Source organism: Klebsiella sp. GG_Kp175, assembly GCF_040062325.1.
GTDB classification, from domain to species: domain Bacteria; phylum Pseudomonadota; class Gammaproteobacteria; order Enterobacterales; family Enterobacteriaceae; genus Klebsiella; species Klebsiella quasipneumoniae.
The window spans coordinates 101,078-125,901 of sequence record NZ_JBEAFX010000007.1 but is presented as its reverse complement, the minus strand read 5'-3'; the positions used below and the strand labels follow the sequence as shown (position 1 = coordinate 125,901).

The 24,824-nt window shown below is 59.1% G+C and carries 23 protein-coding genes; 19 read left to right on the top strand and 4 right to left on the bottom strand.

The features are described from left to right. Positions 1-78 precede the first annotated feature (78 nt). The 5 genes from purL (at position 79) to glnB (ending at position 8,424) form a co-directional block, all read left to right on the top strand. The gene (gene purL, locus ABLU73_RS13755; RefSeq protein WP_065697588.1) at positions 79-3,966 is read left to right on the top strand and encodes a phosphoribosylformylglycinamidine synthase; all 3,888 of its coding nucleotides are present in this window, start codon (positions 79-81) and stop codon (positions 3,964-3,966) included. Between the two features lie 592 nt (positions 3,967-4,558). Further along, on the top strand, positions 4,559-5,980 hold the full coding sequence (locus ABLU73_RS13750; RefSeq protein WP_004201845.1) for a HAMP domain-containing sensor histidine kinase: 1,422 nt from the start codon (positions 4,559-4,561) through the stop codon (positions 5,978-5,980). Positions 5,981-6,009: 29 nt separating this feature from the next. Continuing rightward, positions 6,010-6,696, top strand: coding sequence for a two-component system QseEF-associated lipoprotein QseG (gene qseG, locus ABLU73_RS13745; RefSeq protein ID WP_004201847.1), 687 nt, complete (start codon positions 6,010-6,012; stop codon positions 6,694-6,696). Then, positions 6,683-8,020 carry a two-component system response regulator GlrR gene (gene glrR / locus ABLU73_RS13740; protein WP_004201849.1) on the top strand — a complete coding sequence of 446 codons (1,338 nt, stop codon included), beginning with the start codon at positions 6,683-6,685 and terminating at the stop codon, positions 8,018-8,020. The genes qseG and glrR overlap by 14 nt, the downstream gene beginning before the upstream one ends. A gap of 65 nt (positions 8,021-8,085) precedes the next feature. Further along, positions 8,086-8,424, top strand: coding sequence for a nitrogen regulatory protein P-II (glnB, locus tag ABLU73_RS13735; RefSeq protein ID WP_002914032.1), 339 nt, complete (start codon positions 8,086-8,088; stop codon positions 8,422-8,424). Between the two features lie 74 nt (positions 8,425-8,498). On the opposite strand, the gene hmpA is transcribed toward glnB, so the two are convergent. Beyond that, positions 8,499-9,689 (bottom strand): NO-inducible flavohemoprotein, encoded by a 1,191-nt coding sequence (gene hmpA / locus ABLU73_RS13730; protein WP_004201853.1) that lies wholly within the window; start codon positions 9,687-9,689, stop codon positions 8,499-8,501. A gap of 325 nt (positions 9,690-10,014) precedes the next feature. Between hmpA and glyA the strand changes: the two genes are divergently transcribed. Further along, complete coding sequence (gene glyA / locus ABLU73_RS13725) at positions 10,015-11,268, top strand: serine hydroxymethyltransferase (RefSeq protein ID WP_002914027.1); 1,254 nt, start codon at positions 10,015-10,017, stop codon at positions 11,266-11,268. A gap of 55 nt (positions 11,269-11,323) precedes the next feature. Here the strand turns inward: glyA and ABLU73_RS13720 are convergent, their stop codons facing one another. Further along, positions 11,324-11,746: a DoxX family protein gene (locus ABLU73_RS13720; protein WP_004201855.1), complete on the bottom strand. Its 423-nt coding sequence runs from the start codon at positions 11,744-11,746 to the stop codon at positions 11,324-11,326. A 300-nt stretch (positions 11,747-12,046) separates the two neighbouring features. On the opposite strand from ABLU73_RS13720, the gene ABLU73_RS13715 reads away from it, so the two are divergent. Then, the gene (locus tag ABLU73_RS13715) at positions 12,047-13,183 is read left to right on the top strand and encodes a 3-phenylpropionate MFS transporter (protein WP_017900423.1); all 1,137 of its coding nucleotides are present in this window, start codon (positions 12,047-12,049) and stop codon (positions 13,181-13,183) included. Here the strand turns inward: ABLU73_RS13715 and csiE are convergent. After that, entirely contained in the window at positions 13,180-14,457 is a 1,278-nt protein-coding gene (csiE, locus tag ABLU73_RS13710; protein WP_017900424.1) for a stationary phase inducible protein CsiE, read from the bottom strand. The two genes, ABLU73_RS13715 and csiE, sit on opposite strands and share 4 nt — an antisense overlap. A gap of 124 nt (positions 14,458-14,581) precedes the next feature. On the opposite strand from csiE, the gene ABLU73_RS13705 reads away from it, so the two are divergent. From ABLU73_RS13705 to ABLU73_RS13695, 3 genes are all read left to right on the top strand, one after another. Further along, complete coding sequence (locus tag ABLU73_RS13705; RefSeq protein WP_004201860.1) at positions 14,582-15,220, top strand: DUF1007 family protein; 639 nt, start codon at positions 14,582-14,584, stop codon at positions 15,218-15,220. Beyond that, complete coding sequence (locus tag ABLU73_RS13700; protein ID WP_064794944.1) at positions 15,211-16,191, top strand: nickel/cobalt transporter; 981 nt, start codon at positions 15,211-15,213, stop codon at positions 16,189-16,191. The genes ABLU73_RS13705 and ABLU73_RS13700 overlap by 10 nt, the downstream gene beginning before the upstream one ends. Before the next feature lie 99 nt (positions 16,192-16,290). Next, positions 16,291-17,127 (top strand): hypothetical protein, encoded by an 837-nt coding sequence (locus ABLU73_RS13695; RefSeq protein ID WP_108450913.1) that lies wholly within the window; start codon positions 16,291-16,293, stop codon positions 17,125-17,127. A 46-nt stretch (positions 17,128-17,173) separates the two neighbouring features. On the opposite strand, the gene suhB is transcribed toward ABLU73_RS13695, so the two are convergent. Next, a complete protein-coding gene (suhB, locus tag ABLU73_RS13690; RefSeq protein WP_002913995.1) occupies positions 17,174-17,977 on the bottom strand; it encodes an inositol-1-monophosphatase in 804 nt (267 codons plus the stop codon). A 120-nt stretch (positions 17,978-18,097) separates the two neighbouring features. Here suhB and trmJ point away from each other — a divergent pair, with 120 nt between their 5' ends. The 9 genes from trmJ (at position 18,098) to iscX (ending at position 24,718) form a co-directional block, all read left to right on the top strand. Beyond that, a complete protein-coding gene (trmJ, locus tag ABLU73_RS13685) occupies positions 18,098-18,832 on the top strand; it encodes a tRNA (cytosine(32)/uridine(32)-2'-O)-methyltransferase TrmJ (RefSeq protein ID WP_017900427.1) in 735 nt (244 codons plus the stop codon). Positions 18,833-19,084: 252 nt separating this feature from the next. Next, complete coding sequence (gene iscR, locus ABLU73_RS13680; RefSeq protein ID WP_002913993.1) at positions 19,085-19,576, top strand: Fe-S cluster assembly transcriptional regulator IscR; 492 nt, start codon at positions 19,085-19,087, stop codon at positions 19,574-19,576. Positions 19,577-19,754: 178 nt separating this feature from the next. Beyond that, on the top strand, positions 19,755-20,969 hold the full coding sequence (gene iscS / locus ABLU73_RS13675; RefSeq protein ID WP_017900428.1) for a cysteine desulfurase: 1,215 nt from the start codon (positions 19,755-19,757) through the stop codon (positions 20,967-20,969). A 26-nt stretch (positions 20,970-20,995) separates the two neighbouring features. Beyond that, complete coding sequence (iscU, locus tag ABLU73_RS13670; RefSeq protein WP_002913991.1) at positions 20,996-21,382, top strand: Fe-S cluster assembly scaffold IscU; 387 nt, start codon at positions 20,996-20,998, stop codon at positions 21,380-21,382. Between the two features lie 17 nt (positions 21,383-21,399). Then, positions 21,400-21,723 carry an iron-sulfur cluster assembly protein IscA gene (gene iscA, locus ABLU73_RS13665; RefSeq protein ID WP_002913979.1) on the top strand — a complete coding sequence of 108 codons (324 nt, stop codon included), beginning with the start codon at positions 21,400-21,402 and terminating at the stop codon, positions 21,721-21,723. Between the two features lie 74 nt (positions 21,724-21,797). Beyond that, a complete protein-coding gene (gene hscB / locus ABLU73_RS13660; RefSeq protein WP_004201868.1) occupies positions 21,798-22,313 on the top strand; it encodes a co-chaperone HscB in 516 nt (171 codons plus the stop codon). Positions 22,314-22,328: 15 nt separating this feature from the next. Next, positions 22,329-24,179: a Fe-S protein assembly chaperone HscA gene (gene hscA / locus ABLU73_RS13655; RefSeq protein ID WP_004201870.1), complete on the top strand. Its 1,851-nt coding sequence runs from the start codon at positions 22,329-22,331 to the stop codon at positions 24,177-24,179. A 1-nt stretch (position 24,180) separates the two neighbouring features. After that, positions 24,181-24,516: an ISC system 2Fe-2S type ferredoxin gene (gene fdx, locus ABLU73_RS13650; protein ID WP_004201872.1), complete on the top strand. Its 336-nt coding sequence runs from the start codon at positions 24,181-24,183 to the stop codon at positions 24,514-24,516. A gap of 1 nt (position 24,517) precedes the next feature. Continuing rightward, positions 24,518-24,718, top strand: coding sequence for a Fe-S cluster assembly protein IscX (iscX, locus tag ABLU73_RS13645; protein WP_002913954.1), 201 nt, complete (start codon positions 24,518-24,520; stop codon positions 24,716-24,718). Positions 24,719-24,824 lie beyond the last annotated feature (106 nt).

Genomic DNA, 24,824 nt, shown 5'->3' with positions numbered 1-24,824 from the left:
CGTCGGGGCGCAGGATTCACTATAATGACGCCCGTTTCCCCCCTGGCTCACCCTGAAAGCTTCGAAGACGAGAGACTTATGATGGAAATTTTGCGTGGTTCACCTGCACTGTCGGCATTCCGTATTAATAAACTGCTGGCACGATTTCAGGCGGCCAACCTTCCGGTAAGCGCCATATACGCCGAGTATATTCATTTTGCCGATCTGAACGCCCCGCTGAGCGCTGACGATCGCGAGCGCCTGGCGCGACTGCTTAAATATGGCCCGAGCTTAAACAGCCATACCCCGACCGGTAAATTACTGCTCGTGACCCCTCGCCCTGGCACCATCTCTCCCTGGTCTTCTAAAGCTACCGATATCGCCCATAACTGCGGCCTGGCTCAGGTTGTGCGTCTGGAGCGCGGCGTGGCGTATTATGTTGAAGCCTCGACCCTGAGCGAAGCGCAGTGGACCGCGGTGGCGGCGGAACTGCACGACCGCATGATGGAGAGCGTCTTCGACGCGCTGGAAGCGGGCGAAAAGCTGTTCGCTCACCATCAGCCGACGCCGGTGACCAGCGTTGACCTGCTGGGCGAAGGGCGTCAGGCGCTGATTGACGCCAACCTCCGTTTGGGTCTGGCGCTGGCAGATGACGAAATTGACTACCTGCAGGACGCGTTTACCCGTCTGGGACGCAATCCGAACGACATCGAGCTGTACATGTTCGCCCAGGCGAACTCAGAGCACTGTCGCCACAAGATTTTCAACGCCGACTGGATCATCGACGGCGAACAGCAGCCGAAGTCGCTGTTCAAAATGATCAAAAACACCTTCGAAAAAACGCCGGACTACGTCCTGTCGGCCTATAAAGACAACGCCGCGGTGATGGAAGGGTCTGAAGTGGGGCGCTATTTTGCCGACCACCAGACCGGGCGCTACGACTTCCATCAGGAGCCGGCGCACATTCTGATGAAGGTGGAAACCCATAACCACCCGACGGCCATCTCCCCATGGCCGGGCGCGGCAACCGGCTCCGGCGGCGAGATCCGCGATGAAGGCGCCACCGGCCGCGGCGCGAAGCCGAAAGCGGGTCTGGTGGGCTTCTCGGTTTCCAACCTGCGCATCCCGGGCTTCGAACAGCCGTGGGAAGAAGATTTCGGGAAACCGGATCGCATCGTCACCGCCCTGGACATCATGACCGAAGGCCCGCTGGGCGGCGCGGCGTTTAACAACGAATTTGGTCGTCCGGCGCTGAACGGCTACTTCCGCACCTATGAAGAGAAAGTCACCAGCCATAACGGCGAAGAGCTGCGCGGCTACCACAAACCGATCATGCTGGCCGGCGGTATCGGCAACATCCGCGGCGAGCACGTGCAGAAGGGCGAGATTACCGTCGGCGCGAAGCTGATCGTGCTGGGCGGCCCGGCGATGAACATCGGCCTCGGCGGCGGCGCGGCGTCTTCCATGGCCTCCGGTCAGTCCGATGCCGACCTCGATTTCGCCTCCGTCCAGCGTGACAACCCGGAAATGGAGCGTCGCTGTCAGGAGGTGATCGACCGCTGCTGGCAGCTGGGCGACGCCAACCCGATCCTGTTTATCCACGACGTCGGCGCCGGCGGTCTCTCCAACGCCATGCCGGAGCTGGTTAGCGACGGCGGCCGCGGCGGTAAATTCCAGCTGCGCGATATCCTGAGCGATGAGCCAGGCATGAGCCCGCTGGAGATCTGGTGTAACGAATCGCAGGAACGTTATGTCCTGGCGGTCGCCCCGGAGCAACTGCCGCTGTTCGACGAGCTGTGCCGCCGCGAGCGCGCGCCTTATGCGGTTATCGGCGAAGCCACCGCCGAGCAGCACCTGAGCCTGAGCGACAGCCACTTTAACGATCAGCCGATCGATCTGCCGCTGGACGTCCTGCTTGGTAAAACGCCGAAAATGACCCGCGACGTGCAGACTCTGAAAGCCCAGGGCAGCGCGCTGGATCGCCAACCGATCACCATCGCCGACGCGGTTAACCGCGTACTGCACCTGCCGACGGTGGCCGAGAAAACCTTCCTCGTGACCATCGGCGATCGCACCGTGACCGGCATGGTCGCTCGCGACCAGATGGTCGGCCCGTGGCAGATCCCGGTGGCCAACTGCGCGGTAACCACCGCCAGCCTCGACAGCTACTACGGCGAAGCGATGGCGATGGGCGAGCGCGCCCCGGTTGCTCTGCTGGACTTCGCCGCCTCCGGCCGTCTGGCGGTTGGCGAAGCGCTGACCAACATCGCCGCCACGCAGATTGGCGAGCTGAACCGCGTGAAGCTGTCGGCTAACTGGATGGCCGCTGCCGGCCACCCGGGCGAAGACGCTGGCCTGTATGAGGCGGTGAAAGCGGTGGGCGAAGAGCTGTGCCCGGCGCTGGGCCTGACCATTCCGGTCGGCAAAGACTCAATGTCGATGAAAACCCGCTGGCAGGAAGGCAGCGAGCAGCGTGAGATGACCTCTCCGCTGTCGCTGGTGATCTCCGCCTTCGCCCGTGTCGAAGATGTTCGTCATACCGTCACGCCGCAGCTCTCGACGGAAGATAACGCCCTGCTGTTGATCGACCTCGGTAAAGGGCACAACGCGCTGGGCGCGACGGCGCTGGCGCAGGTCTATCGCCAGCTCGGCGACAAGCCGGCTGACGTGCGCGATGTCGCGCAACTGAAAGGCTTCTGGGATGCGATGCAGGCCCTGGTGGCGCAGCGTAAATTGCTGGCCTACCACGACCGCTCCGACGGCGGCCTGCTGGTCACCCTGGCGGAAATGGCCTTTACCGGCCACTGTGGACTGGAAGCGGATATCGCCGCGCTGGGCGATGACCGTCTGGCGGCGCTGTTCAACGAAGAGCTGGGGGCGGTGATTCAGGTCCGCGCCGCAGACCGTGAGGCGGTGGAAGCCATTCTGGCGGTTAACGGCCTGGCGGACTGCGTGCATTACCTCGGCAAAGCGGTCGAGGGCGATCGCTTCGTGCTGACCGCCAGCGGTCAGACGGTGTTTAGCGAAAGCCGCACCACCCTGCGCATGTGGTGGGCGGAAACCACCTGGCAGATGCAGCGTCTGCGCGACAACCCGGCCTGCGCCGATCAGGAGCACGAGGCGAAAGCCAACGACGCCGATCCGGGCCTTAATGTGAAGCTCTCGTTTGATATTAATGACGACGTCGCCGCGCCGTACATTGCCACCGGCGCGCGTCCGAAAGTGGCCGTCCTGCGCGAGCAGGGGGTGAACTCTCACGTTGAAATGGCGGCAGCCTTCCATCGCGCCGGCTTTGACGCCATCGACGTGCATATGAGCGACCTGCTGGCGGGCCGCACCGGTCTGGGCGATTTCCATGCCCTGGTGGCCTGCGGCGGCTTCTCCTACGGCGACGTGCTGGGGGCAGGCGAAGGCTGGGCGAAGTCGATTCTGTTCAACGAGCGCGTGCGCGATGAGTTCGCGACCTTCTTCCATCGTCCGCAGACCCTGGCGCTCGGCGTGTGCAACGGCTGTCAGATGATGTCCAATCTGCGCGAGCTGATCCCGGGCAGCGACCTGTGGCCGCGCTTTGTGCGCAACCACTCTGACCGCTTTGAAGCGCGCTTCAGCCTGGTGGAAGTGACGCAAAGCCCGTCTCTGCTGCTGCAAGGCATGGTTGGCTCACAGATGCCGATTGCGGTCTCCCACGGCGAAGGTCAGGTGGAAGTGCGCGACAGCGCGCATCTGGCCCAGCTGGAGAGCAAAGGCCTGGTGGCGCTGCGCTTCGTGGATAACTTCGGCAAAGTGACCGAAACCTATCCGGCGAACCCGAACGGTTCCCCGAACGGTATCACCGCCGTGACCAGCGAAAGCGGGCGCGCGACCATCATGATGCCGCACCCGGAACGCGTCTTCCGCACCGTAAGCAACTCCTGGCACCCGGAAAACTGGGGCGAAGACAGCCCGTGGATGCGTATCTTCCGCAATGCGCGTAAACAGCTGGGTTAATTTTCCCGCAGCGTGTCACGCGAACGTATCGGCCCCCTGCTCAGGCAGGGGGCTTTTTTTTATCTGTGACGGCCGGCACGCCAGGGTGTCGGGAATCACCGACAACCGGCATATTGCAGTGTCGCCAAAAGGCGACACTTAAGTTATTGATTTAAATGATGAGTAACTTGGGATACATTTGGTGTCGCTAATTGGCGACGCTATGGATAAAAAGTGTACTGTGCTGGGGTGGCTGGCTTTTATGGTTAAAGCCATATATATCAATGTGTTAATAAAATGTTTGGAAAGGTGGCATAGTTCATGCATAATAATAACCAGTGGCTCATTCACCTTCTTATGTCAGCCCCTTCGGGACGCGCTACATAAACTTCGAATGACGCACAAACAGGTGCCTGCCGTCCAACTCCTGATAATAGCCTGGCTTTATCAGACATCGGGCGAAACGTCGAGTAAGGCACCGCCTCATTCCTGAACAAAGCCAGGCCTTGCGCCTGGCTTTGTTGTTTCTGGGGCGCCGTGGCGACGGGTATCGCTTTTCTCCGGCGCGCTCCTCAGTTAGCATCGACCAGAGCTAATGATTGAGACCACACCTTTGAAGCGACTCTCTCTTTTTCCCCGTTCGCTGCGTCAGCTGGTGACGCTCTCCTTTGTGCTGATCCTGCTGCCGTTACTGGTGCTGGCCTGGCAGGCCTGGCAGAGCCTCAATGCCCTCAGCGCCCAGGCGGCGCATATCAACCGTACGACGCTGGTCGATGCCCGCCGCAGTGAGGCGATGATCAATGCCGCGCTGGAGATGGAACGCAGCTATCGCCAGTACTGCGTGCTGGACGATCCGACGCTGGCGCGCGTCTATCAAAACCAGCGGCAGCGCTACAGCCAGATGCTGGACGCGCACGCCGGCGTGTTGCCGGACGAAAAGCTCTGGCAGGCGCTGCGCCAGGATGTCAGCGATCTGGCGCAGCTGCAGTGTAACAACAGCGGCCCTGACGCCGAGGCAGCCGCCAGACTGGAAGTTTTCGCCAGCAATAACAGCGACATGGTCCAGGCGACCCGGGCGGTGGTCTATTCCCGCGGCCAGCAGCTGCAGCAGGAGATTGCCGAGCGCGGCCAGTTTTTCGGCTGGCAGGCGCTGGTGCTGTTTCTGCTGAGCCTGGCGCTGGTGCTGCTTTTCACCCGCATGATCATCGGCCCGGTGAAAGGTATCGAAAGAATGATCAATCAGCTGGGCGCAGGGAAGTCGCTGGACGACGCGGCATTGTTTACTGGCCCGCGCGAGCTGCGCTCGGTGGGCAAGCGCATCATCTGGCTCAGCGAGCGCCTGGCATGGCTGGAGTCGCAGCGGCATCAGTTTCTTCGCCATCTGTCGCATGAGCTTAAAACCCCGCTGGCCAGTATGCGTGAAGGCACCGAGCTGTTGGCCGACCGGGTCGCCGGACCGCTGACGCCGGAGCAGCAGGAGATCGTCGAGATCCTCGACAGCAGCAGCCGCAACCTGCAAAAGCTGATTGAACAGCTGCTGGACTACAACCGCAAACAGGCCGACGGCCCGGTAGCCCGGGAAGCAGTGGATCTGGTGGAGCTGGTGGAAAACGTCGTGGCGGCGCACAGTTTGCCTGCGCGGGCTAAACTGATGCATACCGAGCTGGCGCTGCGGGCGCGGCATTGTCTGGCGGAGCCTGCGTTATTGATAAGCGTAATGGATAATCTCTACTCCAATGCGGTGCACTATGGCGCTGAATCCGGTAACATTCGTATCCATAGCTACCGGCACGGAGAGCAGGTGCGTATTGATGTCGCCAACAGCGGCGAACCGATCCCGGCCGCGGAAAAGAATATGATTTTTGAGCCTTTTTACCAGGGAAGTCACCAGCGTAAGGGGGCCGTTAAAGGCAGTGGGCTGGGGTTAAGCATCGCCCGCGACTGTGTCCGTCAGATGCAAGGGGAACTCAGTCTGGTTGACGCCCCCGCCGGGCAGGTCTGTTTTCGCATTACGCTTCCCTCAGCGCCGGAATAATCCAACTAATGAATCGATATCGGGGAACTATGTCCCAATTCCTGGCCTGGCGCCGTTCCCTTAGCGGATGGCTGCTCTCAGGCATTGCTTGTCTGACGCTGGCGGGGTGTTCCGCCGGCTTCTCGCCGCATAGTGCGGAAGGTGCCGCCGCCCCCGGGCAGGCGCAGCACCAGGTGGCCGATTTTGTCGCCGTGGACTGCGCTGATATCTGGGCGCACAGCAGCGATGCCAGCGACAAAAACCCCCTCTACTGGCTGCGGGGCATTGACTGCGCCGATCGTCTCGCGCCGGTGCAGGCGCGAGCGGAGGCGAAACGCCATACCGACGACAGCTGGCAGGACGCATTCCGCCGCGGCATTCTGCTTGCCGATGCCAAAATTACCCCTGACGAGCGCCGCGAGCTGGTGGCGCGTCTCGACACCTTCAGCCCGCAAATCGCCGTTCAGGTCCGCCCGCTATATCAGCTCTGGCGCGACGGGCAGACCCGTCAGCTGCAGCTGGTGGAGGAGCGAGCCCGCTACGCGAAGCTTCAGCAGTCCAGCGATAGCGAGCTGGAGACGTTGCGCCAGCAGGAACAGTCGCTGCGCCAGCAGCTGGAGCTGACCACCCGTAAGCTGGAGAATCTGACGGATATTGAACGCCAGCTCTCCAGCCGCAAGCCGGGCGGCAATTTCGGTAGCGAAAAAGTACCGGAGGTGATCCATGACGATCCGTAAACCGGCGCGTTTGCTGCTGGTGGATGACGATCCGGGGCTGCTGAAGCTGCTCGGCATGCGTCTGGTCAGCGAAGGCTATAGCGTGGTCACCGCCGAGAGCGGACCGGAAGCGCTGCGCGTGCTGGGACGTGAGAAAGTGGATCTGGTGATTAGCGATCTGCGGATGGATGAAATGGACGGCCTGCAGCTGTTCAGTGAGATCCAGAAGGGGCAGCCCGGCATGCCGGTGATCATTCTCACCGCCCATGGCTCGATCCCCGACGCGGTGGCGGCCACCCAGCAGGGCGTCTTCAGCTTCCTGACCAAGCCAGTTGATAAAGACGCCTTGTATAAAGCCATTGATGAGGCGCTGGAGCAGCGATCGCCAGCCACCGACGAAGCGTGGCGCCAGGCGATTGTCACCCGCAGCCCGCTGATGCTGCGCCTGCTCGAGCAGGCCGGGATGGTGGCGCAGTCCGACGTCAGCGTGCTGATTAACGGCCAGAGCGGGACCGGGAAGGAGATAGTCGCCCAGGCGATCCACAACGCCAGCCCGCGTCATGACAAGCCTTTCGTGGCGATTAACTGCGGCGCGCTGCCGGAACAGCTGCTCGAGTCCGAACTGTTCGGCCATGCTCGGGGCGCCTTTACCGGCGCGGTCAGCAACCGCGAAGGGTTATTCCAGGCCGCCGAAGGCGGCACGCTGTTTCTCGACGAGATCGGCGATATGCCTGTCGCCCTGCAGGTGAAGCTGCTCCGCGTCCTGCAGGAGCGTAAGGTTCGCCCGCTCGGCAGCAACCGCGATATCGAGATCAACGTGCGGATCATCTCCGCCACCCACCGCGACCTGCCGAAGGCGATGGCCCGCGGCGAGTTTCGCGAAGATCTGTTTTATCGCCTCAATGTGGTTAACCTGAAGATCCCGCCGCTCTCCGAACGCACGGAAGATATTCCGCTGTTGGCCAACCATCTGCTGCGTCAGTCCGCCGATCGCCATAAGCCGTTCGTGCGGGCATTTTCCAGCGATGCAATGAAGCGGCTGATGGCCGCCAAATGGCCGGGCAATGTGCGCCAGCTGGTGAACGTGATTGAGCAGTGCGTGGCCCTGACCTCGTCGCCGGTGATCGGCGATGCGCTGGTGGAACAGGCGCTGGAAGGCGAGAACACGGCGCTGCCGACCTTCGTGGAAGCGCGCAATCAGTTTGAGCTGAACTACCTGCGCAAGCTGCTGCAGATTACCAGGGGCAACGTCACCCACGCCGCGCGGATGGCTGGACGCAACCGCACCGAATTCTATAAGCTGCTGTCGCGCCATGAGCTCGACGCCAATGACTTTAAAGAGTAGCTCCGCAACATAGCGCAAGATATGATACGGTAAGCAACCGGTTACGCGACTAAGACAGGAACACCATGAAAAAGATTGATGCGATTATTAAACCTTTCAAACTGGATGACGTGCGTGAAGCGCTGGCCGAAGTCGGCATCACCGGGATGACGGTAACGGAAGTGAAAGGCTTTGGCCGCCAGAAAGGGCACACCGAACTCTACCGCGGCGCGGAATATATGGTGGATTTTCTGCCGAAAGTGAAAATTGAAATCGTGGTGACCGACGATATCGTCGATACCTGTGTGGATACCATCATCCGTACCGCGCAGACCGGTAAAATCGGTGACGGCAAGATCTTTGTCTTCGACGTGGCGCGGGTCATTCGTATCCGTACCGGCGAAGAAGACGACGCGGCGATTTAACGCTCGCCGCTCGCTGCAGTATTGCCGGGTGGCGCTGCGCTTACCCGGCCTACAAATCCCCGCGGCGTCGGGGCTTACAGCACCTTATGCGGGCCGAAGCATTCGTAATGAATGTGGTCTTTATTGACCCCTAATTCTACCAGCTGCTTCGCTGCAAACTGCATAAACGCTACCGGGCCGCAGAGATAATACTGCATCTGCGGGTCGCGAATAGTTTCCGCCACCGCCGCTAAATCCATCAAACCTTCGCTATCAAAACGTCCTGCCTGACGGTCAGCCTCGCTCGGGTTGCGATACCAGACGTGAGCGGTAAACGCCGGCAGCGCCGCGCCGAGCGCCTGCACTTCATCGGCAAAGGCGTGGACCTCGCCATTTTCCGCCGCATGGAACCAGTTCACCTGACCCTGATGATGGCTCTTCGCCAGCGCATCCAGCATCGCCAGCATCGGCGTTTGCCCAACGCCGCCGGAGATCAGGGTGACCGGCGTCTGCGGCTCAACATTAAGGAAGAAATCTCCCGCCGGGGCGGCCAGATAGACCACATCGCCTTCGCTGGCATGGTTATGCAGCCAGCTGGAAACCTGGCCGCCTTCCTCGCGTTTAACCGCGATGCGGTAGCCCTTGCCGTCCGCTTTGCGGGTCAGGGAGTACTGGCGAATTTCCTGATATTCGAAGCCTTCCGGCTTCAGCCAGATGGCCAGATACTGGCCAGGCTGGTAATCGGCGACCGGCTGGCCGTCGACCGGCTCGAGCTCAAAGCTGGTGATAAGCTGGCTGCGCGGAGTTTTCCTGACGATGCGGAACGCGCGGGTCCCTTCCCAGCCGCCGGTTTTACTGGCGTTTTGCTGATAGATCTCGGCTTCGCGGCCGATAAAGACGTTCGCCAGCACCCCGTAGGCTTTACCCCAGGCATCGAGCACTTCCTGGCCCGGACTGAACATTTCATCGAGGGTCGCCAGCAGATGACTGCCAACAATATTGTACTGCTCCGGTTTGATCTGGAAGCTGGTGTGTTTCTGGGCGATCTTTTCCACCGCCGGCAGCAGGGCAGGCAGGTTATCGATATTGCTGGCGTAGGCGGCAATGGCGTTGAACAGCGCTTCACGCTGGTCGCCGTTGCGCTGGTTGCTCATATTGAAGATCTCTTTGAGCTCCGGGTTATGCGCGAACATCCGATCGTAGAAATGGGCGGTTAACTTTGGTCCAGTCTCTACCAGCAGAGGGATGGTGGCTTTGACCGTAGCGATGGTTTGAGCGTCGAGCATAGTGTGCTTCCTTGGGTGTTATCTTAATGATGTATTTTAAATGCATCTTAAGGAAATAACCCTGCGTTGTAAATGGTTCTTTAACACTTTCCGCCGTTGCAGTTACAACATGAAGAATTTGCATCACAATCCTGAAAAGAAATCCGTTGATACTGAGAGAGGCGTTATTGCTCAAAGCCTTGTGTCATGCGGAGCCAAACGTTTGCGTAAAATCCTTTGTCAAGACCTGTTATCACAGAATGATTCGGTTATACTGTGGGCCGTTGTCCAATCGGACCGCCTTTTTAGGCCGAAATTTTATTGTTAGCTGAGTCAGGAGATGCGGATGTTAAAGCGTGAAATGAACATTGCCGATTATGATGCCGAACTGTGGCAGGCTATGGAGCAGGAAAAAGTACGTCAGGAAGAGCACATCGAACTGATCGCCTCCGAAAACTACACCAGCCCGCGCGTAATGCAGGCGCAGGGCTCTCAGCTGACCAACAAATACGCTGAAGGATATCCGGGCAAGCGTTACTACGGCGGCTGCGAATACGTCGACGTGGTTGAGCAACTGGCTATCGACCGCGCGAAAGAGCTGTTCGGCGCTGACTATGCTAACGTCCAGCCGCACTCCGGCTCCCAGGCTAACTTTGCCGTCTACACCGCGCTGCTGCAGCCGGGCGACACCGTGCTCGGTATGAACCTGGCGCAGGGCGGCCACCTGACTCACGGCTCCCCGGTTAACTTCTCCGGCAAACTGTACAACATCATCCCTTACGGTATTGATGAGTCCGGCAAAATTGACTACGACGACATGGCGAAGCAGGCTCAGGAACACAAACCGAAGATGATCATCGGTGGTTTCTCCGCTTACTCCGGTATCGTTGACTGGGCAAAAATGCGTGAAATCGCCGACAGCATCGGCGCTTACCTGTTCGTCGATATGGCGCACGTGGCAGGCCTGATTGCCGCTGGCGTGTACCCGAACCCGGTTCCGCATGCTCACGTCGTGACCACCACCACCCACAAAACCCTGGCGGGTCCGCGCGGCGGCCTGATCCTGGCGAAAGGCGGTAGCGAAGAGCTGTATAAGAAGCTGAACTCTGCGGTATTCCCAAGCGCGCAGGGCGGCCCGCTGATGCACGTTATCGCGGCGAAAGCGGTGGCGCTGAAAGAAGCGATGGAGCCAGAGTTTAAAGTTTACCAGCAGCAGGTTGCGAAAAACGCCAAAGCAATGGTGGAAGTGTTCCTGAACCGCGGCTACAAAGTGGTGTCTGGCGGTACTGAGAACCACCTGTTCCTGCTGGACCTGGTGGATAAAAACCTGACCGGTAAAGAAGCTGACGCCGCCCTGGGCCGCGCCAACATCACCGTCAACAAAAACAGCGTGCCGAACGATCCGAAGAGCCCGTTCGTGACCTCCGGTATCCGCATCGGTTCTCCGGCTGTGACTCGTCGCGGCTTTAAAGAAGCGGAAGTCAAAGAGCTGGCTGGCTGGATGTGTGACGTGCTGGACAATATCAATGACGACGCGGTCATTGAGCGTGTGAAAGGCAAAGTGCTGGATATCTGCGCCCGCTTCCCGGTTTACGCGTAAGCGTTAGCGTTGACATCAAAAAGGCCGCGTTTGCGGCCTTTTTTGCATCTGCAGATTAGCGACGGTCGAGGGAGATTGCCCCTGGGCCGGTGATTGCCAGCAGCAAGAAGGCGCCGGCGATGCTGACGTTTTTCCAGAAGTTAATCATGTTCGGCAATACCGCATCGCCAGTCATATCCCAGTAGTGATGGCCAATCACCGCCGTGCCCAGGGTGTAGAAAATAAAGATGACCGCCAGCGGGCGGGTGAAAAAGCCCAGCACAATTAAAATCGCGGCAGGCACTTCCATAATGACGGCGATAATCGCCGCCAGGGTCGGCATCGGCGCGCCGGAGGCGGCCATGTATTGCACCGTACCGCTAAAGCCCAGCAGTTTGGGGTAGCCAAAAAGTAGAAACAGAACCACCACGGCGATGCGGGCGATGAGCAGTAGCAGAGAGCGGGATGCGCCAAAATCAAAATAGCGGAGTGTGTTCATAATCAGCTCGTTATGAGAGACGTGTGATTTAAACGTAATACACAAAGTTGCCAGCCGCCATAGCAGGAAAATAATAATGTCGCGCTTCGTTTCATCAGGATTTCGCCGTATCGTTGGTCGCACTTTGATGCCCGGTTATCGGATTTTATTTAATACAACCGGTGACGGAGTGGGGAGTGCTCCGTGATGCGCGTCACGATTTAAAGACAAATGTACTCAACTTCCATATAGAGAGTGAGACACAGGTTTACTCACGATGGGGTTTATCGCCAGACTATCGCCACCATTCGGGAGGAAATCATGGTCTTGCACTCCACGCGCTGGCTGGCGCTCAGTTACTTCACTTACTTTTTTAGCTACGGTATTTTTCTGCCCTTCTGGAGCGTCTGGCTGGCCGGCAACGGGCTGACCCCGGAAACCATCGGCATTTTGCTTGGCGCCGGTCTGGTGGCCCGTTTTCTCGGCAGCCTGCTGATTGCCCCGCGGGTGAGCGATCCCTCCCGGCTGATCGCCGCGCTGCGCGTGCTGGCGCTGTTAACCTTGCTCTTCGCGCTGGCCTTCTGGGCCGGCAGCCACGTAGCATGGCTGCTGGCGATCATTGTGGGCTTCAACCTGTTCTTTTCGCCGCTGGTGCCGCTGACGGATGCTCTGGCCAATACCTGGCAAAAGCAGATCACCATGGACTATGGCCGGGTGCGGCTATGGGGCTCCATCGCCTTTGTGATTGGTTCGGCGCTGACCGGTAAGCTGGTGAGCCTGTTCGATTACCGGGCGATCCTGCTGATGCTAAGCCTGGGCGTCGCCTCGATGCTGCTCGGCATGTTGCTTAAGCCGTCGGTGATGCCTCAGGGGGCGTCGCGCCAGCAGCAGGGGGCCGGAATGGCGGCCTGGCTGACGCTGGTGCGCCAAAGCTGGCGCTTTCTCGCCTGCGTTTGTCTGCTGCAGGGGGCGCACGCCGCCTACTATGGCTTTAGCGCCATCTACTGGCAGCAGGCCGGCTATTCGGCCTCGGCGGTCGGTTATCTGTGGTCGTTAGGTGTGGTGGCGGAAGTGGTGATCTTCGCGCTGAGTAAAAAGGTGTTCCGCCGCTTCAGCGCGCGGGATCTGCTGCTGCTCTCTGCCCTGTGCGGGCTGGTTCGCTGGACGCTGATGGGCTGGACCACAGCGCTGCCGGGGCTTATCCTCGCGCAGATCCTTCACTGCGGGACCTTTACGGTGTGTCATCTGGCGGCGATGCGCTATATCGCCGCCCGCCAGGGCAGCGAAGTGATCCGCCTGCAGGCCGTCTACTCCGCGGTGGCGATGGGCGGGAGTATCGCCATTATGACCGTCTTCGCCGGCTTCCTCTACCAGCACCTGCACCAGGGCGTGTTCTGGGTAATGGCGCTGCTGACCATCCCGGCGTTGGCTATTCGGCCAAAAACGGTGGCGGCCTAGTCCTCGAGCATCGCGCAGATATGCTGCTGCTGGCGTTCGGTGAAGCAGTTCTCCGCGTGGATCAGCGGCGGTGAAAACAGCGGCAGCGCCGTCGCATAGGGAGTGACGATAAGCGTCACCCCTTTGGGCGCGCCTTCCTTCTGAAAGCGCTCTACGCTCTGGTATTTGATATTCAGCGGCAGCAGCGTCAGTTCGCGCAGCTGCTGCTCCAGGGCCGCTTCCATATCCGGATTATCATCGGTCAGCAGCAGAACCTGCTTCTCGTGCAGGTCGCTTTTCTGCATCAGCCAGGCGCCAAAGATCACCGCGATTAAGCTGGTCTCTTCCTCATTAAAACGGACGTGCCAGGCCTCCTCGAATTCGCTCAATGCCGCCTGGGTGGTGCGTAGTAAACGAGGATAGAGCCGGCTCACTTCCTCCGTGAGCGTGCTGTCGATGCCGATGGCAAACACGCTGCGGATCAATGCCTGCGACAAGTGAATATAAAGCTGGTCGCTCAGCCCCTGCTCGTCACTGAACGACCTGCCGGCGAGCATCTGGAAGCGGTGGATCAGGCCGGAAATAGCCAGCCGCAGGCGTCGATCCTGCGGGTGACCATCGCGAAGCGGATCGGGGGTTTTGAGCATCATAAACAGCAGCGAGAGGAAAAAAGGCTCTCCGACATGCGGCGGAGCGCCGACCCGGCGCTGCCAGTGGCGGACAATCTCCTGCGCCAGAGTGAACTCGGCGGCGGTCTGCGCCCAGCGTTGCTGTTCATCATTGAAGTCGGGTGAATAGCCCCGGTGATGCTCAAGCAGGCAGTACTGCAGGTACAGGCGCAGAAACTGGACGTCCCGGCAGTCGAACTGGCGATTGAGCGCTCGTGCGCAGCGGTTCACCAGCGCCTGCAGGTTGGTATCATCGTACAAGGTACGGGCGATGCCTTCCTGTTTAAGCTGCGTTTTCAGCGCCGGGGTAAAATGATGGTTAACGAACTGCGGGCACAGGCGCAGGCCCCGCCGCAGCGCATGCAGCAGGCATAAACGTTGGTCGAGCGCGGCGCCTTCAATCCGATAGCTGCCGTCCACCTGTGACCGAAGGGTCAGGCGGTGGTAACGCTGAATTTCGCGTCCGGTCTCCTCGATATCCTGCCGGGCCGTGGTCTCATCAACGAGGTTGATTCTGCCAAGCCGTTCAGTCGTTACCGACTGTCCGGGCAGATAAAACATCAGGAGCACCTGGCTACGGCGCTGTGGACTGGAAAGCGCAGATGGTGGTTCAATGACGGTCATCATCTGGTAAGTTCCAGTTAGGGTTTCCGCTAAGGATAGACAATGACGGCGGCGGGGGCAGGGAAGTGCGCCCGCTTTAGCTCAGGATTGCTGGCGAAGTTCACAGAATTTTTCACGTGAGGAACAGATGAACAGAGTGAAACAATGCACCAGCGCGGCGTTTTTCATGGTTTTATCATGGACAGCCGCTGCGCATCCGCATAGCTTCATCAGTTTGCAGAGCGAGCCGGTGGTCAAAGACGGCCTGCTGAGCGCCTTTAAAATGCGCTGGACAATGGATGAAATAACCTCCTCGGATCTGCTTTACGACGCCGGAAACGCTAAACCGGGCAGCGAAGTATGGAAAAAACTGGCGGCGGAGGTGATGGCCAACGTGCTCGGCCAGCACTATTTCAGCGAGCTGTGGCACAACGGCCAGCGGGTGAAATTTGACAATCGCCCCGACGGCTACGGTCTTGAGCGCGACGGCCTGCAGGCGGTACTGACCTTCACCCTGCCGCTGGCGACGCCGCAACCCGTTGCCGGGCAGACATTTACCTTTTCCACTTTCGATCCGACCTACTATGTCGATATGTTTTATGACAAAGATAGCGATTTTTCCCTGCCCGCCGCGCTGCAGGCCGTCTGTAAGGCAACGGTGATGACGCCAAAACCGAATGACAAAATGCTCTCATACGCCCAGTCGCTGGATAAAGCGGATGCGCCGCCTGAGGATATGGCGCTGGGCAGCTATTTTGCCCAGAAGGTGACGCTGACATGTCAGTAATTTTTACCCCGCGCACGCGCACTTCGCGCTGGAAAGCGCTGTGGCCGCTGGCGCTGCTGCTGGCCGTGAGCGTAACGGGCGGCATCTGGCTGTGGCTGGCCTGGCCGCAGGTGCTGATGCAGAGCGCGGTCTGGCAGCGCGCGCTCAATCTGGAGCTCAGCCGCCTGCTGCAGGCGGTGGCGGAGAACCCGGCTGCGGCGGGGCTGTCGCTGCTTGGATTCAGCTTCGTTTACGGGGTGCTGCATGCCTTAGGGCCCGGCCACGGCAAAATTGTCATTACGACCTGGCTTGCCACCCATCCCTCAAAGCTGAAATCGAGTATTAACCTGACGCTGGCCGCCTCTTTGTTGCAGGGGCTGGTGGCTATCGCGCTGGTGGTGGTGGTGCTGGCGCTACTGCAGCTGCCAGCGCGCCAGCTGCATCTCAGCAGTTTCTGGCTGGAGAAGGGCAGCTATTTGCTGGTGGGCGCGTTAGGTCTGCTGCTCTGCTGGCGGGCGCTGAAAAAGCTGCGTCTGCTGCTGAGCCGGCCAACGTTTACCGCGTTCACCCCGCATCATGTTCATAACGAACACTGCGGCTGCGGGCATCAGCATCTCCCGGCCCCGGAGCAGCTGCAGGCCGGCGACGACTGGCGGGCTCGCACCGTGATTGTCCTGTCGATGGGCATGCGTCCCTGCTCGGGGGCGATCATGGTCCTGCTGTTCAGCAAAGTGATCGGGGTGTTCAGCTGGGGGATGGCGGCGGCGCTGGCGATGGCGGCAGGGACCTCATTGACTATCACGGCGCTGGCGCTGCTGGTGCACAGTTTTCGCCAGCTGGCGGTGAAGCTGGGTCAGCATCAGGCACCGCCGCTGTGGCGCCAGGTAGGCTGGCTGACGCTGGCGCTGGCCGGCGGCGTCATTTTGCTCGCGGCGGCAGGCGTGATGTGGTTCAGCGCCGTCCCGGCCGGCGGCGGGATCCGTCCGTTTTAGCCAGGCGTCGGGCGCAAATCCGAAAGTGGGCGCCGGCGCTTGCCGCTGACGCGGCGATGCTCTAGTTTTCCGCTTTTCGGCGGATGACAAGGAGTCGCTATGGCCGCAAATATCGTTTCTCCCGCGCAGAACGGGCGGTTCTATTATGGCTGCGCCGGCGCCGCCGGGCTGCTGGCGGGCCTGGCGATCGTCTTCTGGTTTCCAGCCCTGGCCAGCTGGTGGCCGTCCGATCTGGTGCGCGTCTACCACGCCATGCCGTATGTTATGCGATTCGGGGTGACGAGTGTCGCGGATATCCCGCTGGTGGCCTACGCCACCCTGACGCTGTCAGGCTTCGTGCTGGCCTTTTGCCATCCCGGACACAGTAAACTGCCCATCGTCGCCTGGGCTGTGCATAACCAACCCTCGCCGCGGGAGATGGTCGACTGGATCCTGCGCAGCTGGGCGTTGCAGTTGGGTTTTCTGGTGATCATTTTCTGGCGTTTCGCGTTTATGAGTAAGCTAAGCAGCGACAGGCTAATGCAGATTGCGGGCATCTGTAACGACGTTTGCTATCTGGCCACGCTGGTGCTGGCAGCAATACTGCTGCGCGACGGCTGGCGCGGCGTTAAAGGCGTTGCCGCACCGGCAGGCAATATTCGCATTCCGCTGATCGTTGCCCTGAGTTTTTATCTGCCGTTTCAGCTGGTATGGATTTTACTCAGTGCGCAGCAGTATGAGCTGCCGCTGTGGGGATGGCTGCTGCTGGTTCCGGCGATGGTGGGCGTGCTGCTCGCTCGCCTGGCGACGGTAGGAATAGCGCTGTGTTTCCGGTGCTGGCTGGGGCCGCAGGGCTGCCTGCGCTGGCGCGGACCGCTGGCTTTATTTAGCGGCCTGACGGTGCTCTGTATTGGCGGTAATGCGGTGATTCGCCAGATCCTGAGGATGCTGTCATGACATAAAAAAAGGAAGCCGCGGCTTCCTTTTTGACATCAGTAAGAGATTAACGCTTCAGCGCATCGCTCAGCTGCTCGCGCATGTTCGCCAGCATCGCTTTTACCACGCGCGGGTTACCGGCAACGATGTTGCCCGTCAGCATATAGTTATGACCGCCGGTGAAGTCGCACACGATAGCGCCTGCTTCACGAGCGATCAGCTCGCCTGCGGCGAAATCCCATGGTTTCAGGGCGATTTCAAAGTAACCGTCAACGCGGCCGGCGGCAACGTAGGCCAGATCCAGTGCGGCGGAGCCGGTACGGCGGAAATCGGCGCATTCGGTGAACATGTTGCCGAGAATATTCATGTAAGTGGTGGCGTGCTGCTTCGCCTTGAACGGGAAGCCGGTCGCGATGATGGTGCCGTCGAGGTCGCGAGCGTTGCTGCCGCGCAGACGGTAGCCGTTCAGCTGCGCGCCCTGGCCGCGGGTCGCGGTGAACAGTTCGTTACGCATCGGATCGTAAACCACCGCGACTTCAGTACGGCCTTTGATGCGTACGGCGATGGAAACAGAGAAGTGCGGCAGACGTTTAACGAAGTTGGTGGTGCCATCCAGTGGATCGATAACCCATTGAACATCCTGCTCTTCACCAGCGTGTTCACCGCTTTCTTCGGTGATAATGGTGTGCTGCGGGTAAGATTTGCGAATGGTTTCGATAATAATCGCTTCGGCGGCTTTATCGACGTTGGTCACAAAATCATTGCTGCCTTTCTGGCTGGTTTCTACGGTGTCTGGCGTTTCGTAGTGTTTGGCAATTAAATTACCCGCCTTGCGCGCGGCGCGCACGGCGATGTTCAGCATCGGATGCATCGGTCTCTCTCACTGGATGTTAAAGAACGGGAAAAAACGGCGCATATAATAACAGCGAAATCTGCTTATGTCTCCGTTTTATGGTAGCATGCCCGAATAATCTTTAGCCGAAGAACCATAATGCTGCAAAATATTCGAATCGTACTGGTAGAAACTTCCCACACCGGCAATATGGGCTCCGTTGCCCGCGCGATGAAAACCATGGGCTTAACCAACCTGTGGCTGGTCAATCCGCTGGTGAAGCCTGATTCCCAGGCCATTGCTCTGGCTGCGGGCGCCAGCGACGTCATTGGCAACGCGCAGATCGTCGATACCCTTGATGAAGCGCTGGCGGGCTGTAGCCTGGTGGTTGGCACCAGCGCGCGCTCCCGCACGCTGCCGTGGCCGATGCTCGACCCGCGCGAATGCGGTCTGAAAAGCATCGCCGAAGGCCAGCATGCGCCGGTGGCGCTGGTGTTTGGCCGCGAGCGCGTTGGCCTGACTAACGATGAACTGCAGAAGTGTCACTACCATGTGGCCATCGCCGCCAACCCGGAGTACAGCTCGCTGAACCTGGCGATGGCGGTGCAGGTTATCGCCTATGAAGTGCGGATGGCCTGGCTGGCGGCGCAGGAGCAAGCGCAGCCGGCGGTTGAACATGAAGAGGCGCCGTACCCGCTGGTGGACGATCTCGAGCGATTCTACGACCATCTTGAGCAGACGCTGCTGGCGACGGGCTTTATCCGCCCGAATCATCCGGGGCAGGTGATGAACAAGCTGCGTCGTCTGTTCACCCGCGCACGTCCGGAAAGCCAGGAGCTGAACATCCTGCGCGGCATGCTGGCGTCTATTGAGCAGCAGAATAAAGGTAAGTAAGAGCGTTAACGCCGGATGGCGCTTCGCTTATCCGGCCTACGAATCTACATCTCTGTTGTAGCCCGGGCGAGGCCTTTGGCCGACCCCGGGAGCGGCTCGAAATTAATAACGGCACGGAAAGCCAAATACCTGACTAAAACAGTCAAGTAAATAGTTGACCAAATTACTCGGGAATGTCAGACTTGGCCCTGCTATGCAATACCCATATTAATAAAAAGCCCGGCCAGGGGCGAGTTTGAGGTTAAGTAAGACATGAGACTGACATCTAAAGGGCGTTATGCCGTGACCGCGATGCTTGACGTTGCGCTCAACTCTGAAACGGGCCCGGTGCCGTTGGCAGATATTTCAGAGCGTCAGGGAATTTCGCTTTCCTATCTGGAACAGCTGTTCTCTCGCCTGCGTAAAAATGGCCTGGTTTCCAGCGTTCGTGGCCCAGGCGGTGGTTATCTGTTAGGTAAAGATGCCGGCAGTATCGCCGTCGGCGAAGTCATCAGCGCCGTGGACGAATCCGTTGATGCCACCCGTTGCCAGGGCAAGGGCGGCTGTCAGGGCGGCGATAAATGCCTGACTCACGCGCTGTGGCGCGATCTGAGCGAGCGTCTGACCGGCTTCCTGAACAATATCACCCTCGGAGAACTGGTGAATAACCAGGAGATCCTCGATGTTTCCGGTCGTCAGCATCAGCACGAAACCCAGCGCAATGCGCGCACCCAGGACGCGATCGACGTTAAACTGCGCGCCTGAGTGACCCGTCCCGTTTCGGGCTGCGGCTGACAGGGCGAGGCAGCGCGAAACGGCGGGACAACGATTATAAAGAGCTTTCAGAATCAGGCCGGGATGCTCCGACATTCCGTGTACTCGGTCGTACATCAAGCCGGTTGCCTGATTCCTTGCATTGAGTGATGTACGGAGTTTAAGAGCAATGAAATTACCGATTTACCTCGATTACTCCGCAACCACGCCGGTGGACCCGCGTGTTGCCGAGAAAATGATGCAGTTCCTGACCATGGACGGGACCTTTGGTAACCCGGCCTCTCGTTCCCACCGTTTTGGCTGGCAGGCTGAAGAGGCGGTTGATATCGCCCGCAATCAGATTGCCGAGCTGGTCGGTGCCGACCCGCGCGAAATCGTCTTTACCTCTGGTGCGACTGAATCCGACAACCTGGCGATCAAGGGTGCTGCCAACTTTTATCAGAAAAAAGGCAAGCACATCATCACCAGCAAAACCGAGCATAAAGCGGTTCTGGATACCTGCCGTCAGCTGGAGCGCGAAGGCTTCGAAGTGACCTACCTGGCGCCGCAGAGCAACGGGATTATCGATCTGAAAGAGCTGGAAGCGGCGATGCGTGACGACACCATCCTGGTTTCCATCATGCATGTGAATAACGAAATCGGCGTGGTGCAGGATATCGCTACCATCGGCGAGATGTGTCGCGCCCGCGGTATCATTTACCACGTAGACGCCACCCAGAGCGTGGGCAAGCTGCCTATCGATCTCAGCCAGCTGAAAGTGGACCTGATGTCCTTCTCCGGTCACAAAATCTACGGTCCGAAAGGCATCGGCGCGCTGTACGTGCGTCGTAAGCCGCGCATTCGTATCGAAGCGCAAATCCACGGCGGCGGCCACGAGCGCGGTATGCGTTCCGGTACTCTGCCTGTTCACCAGATCGTCGGCATGGGTGAAGCTTACCGTATCGCCAAAGAAGAGATGGAAAGCGAGATGGCGCGTCTGCGCACGCTGCGCAACCGTCTGTGGAACGGCGTGAAGGATATGGAAGAAGTGTACCTCAACGGCGACCTTGAGCAGGGCGCGCCGAACATTCTTAACGTCAGCTTCAACTATGTTGAAGGCGAGTCGCTGATTATGGCGCTGAAAGACCTGGCGGTTTCCTCCGGTTCAGCCTGTACTTCCGCGAGCCTTGAGCCATCCTACGTGCTGCGCGCGTTAGGCATGACTGATGAACTGGCGCACAGTTCTATTCGTTTCTCTTTAGGTCGTTTCACTACCGAAGAAGAGATTGACTACGCCATCAACCTGATTCGTAAATCCATTGGCCGTCTGCGCGAGCTTTCTCCACTGTGGGAAATGTTCAAACAGGGCGTGGATCTGAACAGTATTGAATGGTCACATCACTAATTCGGCACCAATAAGGAGAATTCATCATGGCATACAGCGAAAAAGTTATCGATCATTACGAGAACCCGCGCAACGTCGGCTCTTTTGACAACAGCGACGAGAACGTCGGCAGCGGCATGGTCGGCGCGCCGGCCTGCGGCGACGTGATGAAGTTGCAGATTAAAGTCAACAATGAAGGTATCATTGAAGACGCGCGCTTCAAGACCTACGGCTGTGGTTCTGCTATCGCTTCCAGCTCCCTGGTCACCGAGTGGGTGAAGGGTAAATCCCTGGACGAAGCGCAGGCGATCAAGAACACCGATATCGCCGATGAACTGGAACTGCCGCCGGTGAAAATTCACTGCTCTATTCTGGCGGAAGACGCGATTAAAGCCGCGATTGCGGATTACAAAAGCAAACGTGAAGCAAAATAATTAGTTGAGGTTTTGTTATGTCGATTACTCTTAGCGACAGTGCAGCAGCGCGAGTCAATGCCTTCCTGGCAAACCGCGGAAAAGGGTTTGGCCTGCGCCTGGGCGTGAGAACCTCCGGCTGCTCAGGTATGGCCTATGTACTGGAGTTTGTTGACGAGCCGGCGGCTGAAGACACCGTGTTTGAAGACAAAGGCGTGAAGGTCGTGATCGACGGCAAAAGTCTGCAATTCCTCGACGGCACGCAGCTGGACTTCGTCAAAGAAGGCCTTAACGAAGGGTTTAAGTTCACCAACCCGAACGTCAAAGATGAGTGCGGCTGCGGCGAAAGCTTTAACGTATAATCGGTACACCCCAACCCCACCGCGGTCACGCCGCGCGTGGGGTTTTCGTTTAGATGCATGACCCTGAGGTTACTATGGACTATTTCACCCTCTTCGGGTTACCAGCCAGCTATACCCTCTCGCTTGAACAACTGGCTGTCCGGTATCAGGATCTGCAGCGCCAGTACCATCCGGATAAATTTGCCAGCGCGCCCGCTGCGGAGCAGCTTGCGGCGGTTCAGTATTCCGCCACCATTAACCAGGCCTGGCAGACGCTGCGCCATCCCCTGACCCGCGCAGAATACCTCCTCTCGCTGCATGGCTTCGATCTGGCCAGCGAGCAGCATACCGTTCGCGATACCGCGTTCCTGATGGAACAGCTGGAACTGCGCGAAGAGTTGGATGAGATCGGCCAGGCGAAAGACGAAGCGCGGCTGGAAAGCTTTATCAAACGAGTGAAAGCGCTGTTTGATACCCGCCATCAGCTGATGGTTGACCAATTGCATAATGAGAGCTGGGAGGCGGCGGCGGACACGGTGCGTAAGCTCCGTTTCCTCGATAAACTGCGCAGCAGTGCTGAAGAACTCGAAGAAAAACTGCTCGATTTTTAATTTTCGGAAGCAATTATGGCCTTATTACAAATTAGTGAGCCCGGCCTGAGCGCCGCGCCGCACCAGCGTCGTCTGGCGGCCGGTATCGACCTGGGCACCACCAATTCTCTGGTGGCTACCGTGCGTAGCGGCCAGGCCGAGACTCTGCCCGATCATCAAGGCCGCTATCTGCTGCCGTCGGTGGTGAACTACCACGCATCGGGGCTGACCGTCGGCTATGACGCCCGGCTGAACGCCGCCCAGGATCCCGCCAACACCATCAGCTCCGTGAAACGGATGATGGGGCGCTCCCTCGCCGATATCCAACATCGCTATCCGCATCTGCCGTATCAGCTGCAGGCCAGTGAAAACGGCCTGCCGATGATCCAGACCGCCGGCGGCCTGCTGAACCCGATTCGCGTCTCCGCCGATATTCTGAAAGCGCTGGCTGCCCGGGCCACTGAAGCGCTGGCCGGCGAGCTCGACGGCGTGGTGATCACCGTTCCCGCTTATTTTGATGACGCCCAGCGTCAGGGGACCAAAGACGCGGCGCGTCTGGCGGGTCTGCACGTGCTGCGCCTGCTTAATGAACCGACCGCGGCGGCTATCGCCTATGGCCTTGATTCCGGCCAGGAAGGGGTGATTGCGGTCTACGATCTCGGCGGCGGCACCTTCGATATCTCTATTCTGCGCTTAAGCCGCGGGGTGTTTGAAGTGCTGGCTACCGGCGGCGATTCCGCTCTCGGCGGCGATGATTTCGATCATCTGCTGGCGGACTACCTGCGCGAGCAGGCAGGCTTCAGCGACCGTAGCGACAACCGCCTGCAGCGTGAGCTGCTGGATGCCGCCATCGCGGCGAAAATTGCCCTTAGCGATGCCGAGGTGGCGCACGTTGAGGTCGGCGGCTGGCAGGGCGATATCACTCGCAGCCAGTTTAACGATCTGATCGCCCCGCTGGTAAAACGCACGTTAATGGCCTGCCGCCGGGCGTTGAAAGACGCTGGCGTTGAGGCGCAAGAGGTGCTGGAAGTGGTGATGGTCGGCGGTTCGACCCGCGTGCCGCTGGTGCGCGAGCGCGTAGGCGAATTCTTCGGCCGCACTCCGCTGACCGCCATTGACCCGGACAAAGTCGTCGCCATTGGCGCGGCGATCCAGGCCGATATTCTGGTCGGCAACAAGCCGGACAGCGAACTGCTGCTGCTCGACGTTATCCCGCTGTCGTTAGGGCTGGAAACCATGGGCGGTCTGGTGGAGAAAGTGATCCCGCGTAATACCACCATTCCGGTGGCCCGCGCCCAGGAGTTCACCACCTTCAAAGATGGCCAGACGGCGATGTCCATTCATGTGATGCAGGGCGAGCGTGAGCTGGTGCAGGATTGCCGTTCGCTGGCGCGCTTTGCGCTGCGCGGTATCCCGGCGCTGCCGGCGGGCGGGGCGCATATTCGCGTCACCTTCCAGGTGGATGCCGATGGCCTGCTGAGCGTCACGGCGATGGAAAAATCGACCGGCGTGGAAGCCTCTATTCAGGTGAAACCGTCTTACGGTCTGACCGATGGCGAAATCGCCACCATGATTAAAGATTCGATGAGCTACGCCGAACAGGATATTCAGGCGCGCATGCTGGCTGAACAGAAAGTAGAAGCCGCACGCGTCCTGGAAAGCCTGACAAGCGCGCTGGCCGCCGACGCCGCGCTGTTAAGCGCCGCGGAGCGTCAGGCTATCGATGCTGCTGCGGAGCAGGTACGCGCCGCCGCGGCAGGCGACGACGCCGACGCCATTAAAGAAGCGATTAAAAATATCGACACACAAACCCAGGAATTCGCCGCCCGCCGTATGGATCAGTCGGTCCGTATCGCGCTGAAAGGCCAATCCGTGGACGAGGTTTAAAATGCCAAAAATTGTATTTCTGCCCCACCAGGACCTGTGTCCGGATGGCATCGTTGTGGAAGCTGAGACCGGTGAGACTATTCTGGATGCGGCGCTGCGTAGCGGCATCGAGATTGAACACGCTTGCGAAAAATCCTGTGCCTGCACCACCTGCCACTGCATCGTGCGTGAAGGCTTTGACTCGCTGGCGGAAAGTACCGAAGATGAAGACGATATGCTGGATAAAGCCTGGGGACTGGAGCCTGACAGCCGCCTGAGCTGCCAGGCGCGCGTCACCGACGAAGATCTGGTCGTTGAGATCCCGCGTTACACCATCAACCACGCACGCGAGCACTAATATGGCACTGAAATGGACCGACAGTCGTGAAATCGGCGAAGCGCTGTATGACGCTTACCCTGACCTCGACCCAAAAACCGTTCGCTTTACCGACATGCATCAGTGGATTTGCGATCTGGAAGAGTTTGATGATGATCCGAACGCATCCAATGAAAAAATTCTCGAGGCGATTCTGTTAGTCTGGTTAGACGAAGCCGAATAATTTTCGCGTCATGATTTATGCGGCGGTATAAAGTCGGATGAATCATCGAGCGAGAGAACGTTACGGGCTGCCATACGGTGGCCCGTTTGCTAAGAAGGATAATGAT